This window comes from Streptomyces sp. NPDC002690 (assembly GCF_053592415.1).
Genome location: NZ_JBSFVR010000545.1, coordinates 1 through 3,455 on the forward strand (window position 1 = coordinate 1; position 3,455 = coordinate 3,455).

Sequence of the window (3,455 nt, forward strand, 5' to 3'; positions counted from 1 at the left end):
CGTCGGCCGCCTGCGGGGTCCCGGTGAAGGACAGCCGGAAGACGCCGTTCTCCTGTCGTACGAGGCCGGTCAGCGAGGACTCGCAGGCGAGGGAGGATGACCAGGAGACGTGGAGCACCCACCCCGCCCCGCCCAACCACCCGCCCACGCATATCGGTTGGCGCCGCCGGGTCCCGCAGGGACAGGATGGGCGGCGTCGGACCCGTTCGCCACACCGGAGACCGGAGAGCAGCCAGCATGCCCGCCAGCCCCAGCCGCACCAGCGACTCGCCCGCCGTCACCCTCGACCGCCGCGACGGCCCCTTCGGCGAGGTGGTACTGCGCGGGCGGGGTGAGCACTTCGAGATCATCGCCAACGGGTGCTTCCTCATGGACACTTCGGACGGCAGGTCCGAGCGGCTGCTCGTCGACGCCGCACTCGCGGCACTGCCACCCGCGCGCCCCCGCCCCTCGGTGCTCATCGGCGGGCTCGGCGTGGGGTTCTCCCTGGTCCGGGCCGCCGAGCAGGAGCGCTGGGGCCGGATCATCGTGGTGGAGCGGGAGCCGGCGATCGTGGAGTGGCATCTGCACGGCCCGCTGGACCGGATTTCCGGTGGCGCCCTGGCCGACCTGAGAACCTCGGTCCTGCGCGCGGACCTGGTCGAGCACCTCCGTACGACTACGGAGCGTTATGACGCATTGTGTCTGGACATCGACAACGGTCCGGACTGGACCGTGACCGACGACAACGGAAGCCTCTATTCCCCTTCAGGCCTCGCCGCCTGCCGGGAACGTCTGACTCCTGGGGGTGTTCTCGCCATGTGGTCCGCGCAGCCGTCCGAATCCTTCGAACAGGCTCTACGAGGTGCCGGATTCGAGGGGGTACGGACCGAAGAGGTGCCCGTTGCCCGAGGTGTGCCCGACGTGGTTCATCTCGCACTTCGGACCGCCTGAGCACCCCGCCGGGGTATCCGGCCGGGCACGGATAACCGGACAAGGCACGCTTTCCTCCTGCCTCTGAGGGGTATCCCTTCCTTTCCGGGCACCACCCTGCGTAGCCGAAAGGTGTCCCCAGCCTCTACGCTGCTGCCCGGCAGACGGACCACACAGGCAAGAAAAAACGAGCGAAGACCGCGCCCCCCGGAGGAATGATCTCCGCGGGAGCGGGCAGGGGCGGGGCGATGGAACAGACACACACCAACCACAGCGGCGTCGCGGCCACCCCCGGAGCGCAGCGCCGGGTGCTGGTGGTCGAAGACGACGCCACGATCATCGACGCCATCGCCGCGCGTCTGCGGGCGGAGGGCTTCCTGGTGCAGACCGCACTGGACGGTCCGGCCGCCGTGGACGCGGCCGAGGCGTGGCAGCCCGATCTCATGGTGCTCGACATCATGCTCCCGGGCTTCGACGGCCTGGAGGTCTGCCGCCGGGTGCAGGCGCAGCGCCCGGTGCCGGTGCTGATGCTGACCGCGCGGGACGACGAGACCGACATGCTGGTCGGGCTCGGGGTCGGCGCGGACGACTACATGACCAAGCCGTTCTCCATGCGGGAGCTTGCGGCACGGGTGCACGTACTGCTGCGTCGGGTCGAGCGGGCCGCGCTGGCCGCGGTGACGCCGCGGAGCGGCATCCTGCGCCTGGGTGAACTGGAGATCGACCACGCGCAGCGCAGGGTCCGGGTGCGCGCCGACGACGTGCACCTGACGCCGACCGAGTTCGACCTGCTGGTCTGCCTGGCGAACACCCCGCGCGCGGTGCTCTCCCGTGAGCAGTTGCTCGCCGAGGTCTGGGACTGGGCGGACGCCTCGGGCACGCGTACGGTCGACAGCCACATCAAGGCGCTCCGCCGCAAGATCGGCGCCGAGCGCATCCGTACGGTCCACGGCGTCGGCTACGCGCTGGAGACCCCGGCAGCATGACCCGCTCCGGGCCCGGCCTGCGCCCGTTCTCGATCAAGGCCAAGCTGGGCACGCTCGTCGTGGTGTCCGTGTTCATCACCACGGGGCTGCTCGTGGTGGCGCTGCGGACCCGGACCGAGTTCCAGTTCATCACCGTGTTCTCGGTCATCGCCACACTGCTGATAACCCAGTTCGTCGCGCACGGCCTGACGGCGCCGCTGGACGAGATGCGGGCGGTGGCCCGGTCGATCTCGCACGGCGACTACACGGGCCGGGTCAGCGGGGCCGGGCGCCGGGACGAGCTGGGCGACCTCGCGCAGACGATCAACCGCATGGCGGACGACCTGGAGGCGGTCGACCGGCACCGCAAGGCGCTGGTCGCCAATGTGTCGCACGAGCTGCGGACCCCCATCGCGGCGCTCCGTGCCGTACTGGAGAACGTGGTGGACGGGGTGTCGGCCGCCGATCCGGAGACCATGCGGACGGCGCTCCAGCAGACGGAGCGGCTCGGCCGGCTCGTGGAGACGCTGCTGGACCTGTCGCGGCTGGACAACGGTGTCGTCCCGCTCAAGGCCGGCCGTTTCGAGGTGTGGCCCTATCTGGCCGGTGTACTGAAGGAGGCGAACCTCGCGGCCTCGCGCCGCCGGCTCTCCTCGGGCTCGGGCAACCACTCCCGTACGGACGTCCATCTGCACCTCGACGTGTCCCCCGGGGACATGACGGCGTACGCGGACACCGAGCGCCTGCACCAGGTCGTGGCGAATCTCATCGACAACGCCGTGAAGCACAGCCCGCCGCACGGCCGGGTGACGGTGCTGGCGCGACGGGGTCCGCATCCTGAGTCTCTGGAACTCGAAGTGATCGACGAGGGCCCCGGCATCCCGGAGGCCGAACGCCACCGCGTCTTCGAGCGGTTCAACCGGGGTCAGACACCGTCCCCGCACGGCCCCGGAAGCGATGGCGGCACGGGTCTGGGACTGGCCATCGCCCACTGGGCGGTGGATCTGCACGGTGGCCGCATCAGAGTGGCTGAATCCACACAGGGATGCCGGATTCAGATCACTCTTCCGGGGATGTCACCGGACCGCAGTTGACATATGGTTCGAACGAAAGGGACGTGATCTTGGTCCCTCGTCACCAGGGGTACGGCCGGAGGGGCCATAGCCGTGTCCCTGACTACCCGAAGCGCAGCGGAACCCCGCTTGTTTCCCGCCATTCCGAGCTCCGAAACCCGCCTTCAGATGTGATGTGCACGACGATGAGCGGCCCGGTCTGCAAGGAACGGCGCGGGAGGCGTAGCCTTGATTCCCGCTGTCCATCACCTTGTGAAGCGGAAGAGGGCGGTTGCCGCCGTGTCGTCTCAGTCCCCCAGTAACTCGACCATCTCGACCGACCAAGCAGGCCCGGGAATCAACCCGGCCGCTGCTTTCGGTGCCAATGAATGGCTCGTCGACGAGATCTACCAGCAGTACCTCCAGGACCCGTGCATCGACGGCATCGCCGCGTACTGGTTCGACATGTTCTTGAGGTTGCCCGAGGCCATCGAGCCCCAGGTGTGGTGCACCAGGACCGTGTCGA

At 69.2% G+C, this 3,455-nt stretch carries 4 protein-coding genes; all 4 read left to right on the forward strand.

The genetic code is table 11. The features are described 5' to 3' along the window. Nucleotides 1-237: 237 nt before the first annotated feature. On the forward strand, nt 238-933 hold the full coding sequence (locus ACWD3D_RS34910; RefSeq protein WP_451464701.1) for a spermidine synthase: 696 nt from the start codon (nt 238-240) through the stop codon (nt 931-933). A 227-nt stretch (nt 934-1,160) separates the two neighbouring features. After that, nucleotides 1,161-1,898, forward strand: coding sequence for a response regulator transcription factor (locus tag ACWD3D_RS34915; RefSeq protein ID WP_451464702.1), 738 nt, complete (start codon nt 1,161-1,163; stop codon nt 1,896-1,898). Continuing rightward, entirely contained in the window at nt 1,895-2,971 is a 1,077-nt protein-coding gene (locus ACWD3D_RS34920; protein ID WP_451464703.1) for a HAMP domain-containing sensor histidine kinase, read from the forward strand. Before ACWD3D_RS34915 ends, ACWD3D_RS34920 begins: the two co-directional genes overlap by 4 nt. 258 nt (nt 2,972-3,229) lie before the next feature. Continuing rightward, the coding region (locus ACWD3D_RS34925; RefSeq protein WP_451464704.1) for a hypothetical protein at nt 3,230-3,455 on the forward strand (226 nt) is incomplete at its 3' end.

What these genes read in the sequence shown, in the direction of transcription:
- ACWD3D_RS34910 (WP_451464701.1), top strand. Translation starts at nt 238, where the DNA reads ATGCCCGCCAGCCCCAGCCGCACCAGCGACTCGCCCGCCGTCACCCTC.
- ACWD3D_RS34920 (WP_451464703.1), top strand. Translation starts at nt 1,895, where the DNA reads ATGACCCGCTCCGGGCCCGGCCTGCGCCCGTTCTCGATCAAGGCCAAG.
- ACWD3D_RS34915 (WP_451464702.1), top strand. Translation starts at nt 1,161, where the DNA reads ATGGAACAGACACACACCAACCACAGCGGCGTCGCGGCCACCCCCGGA.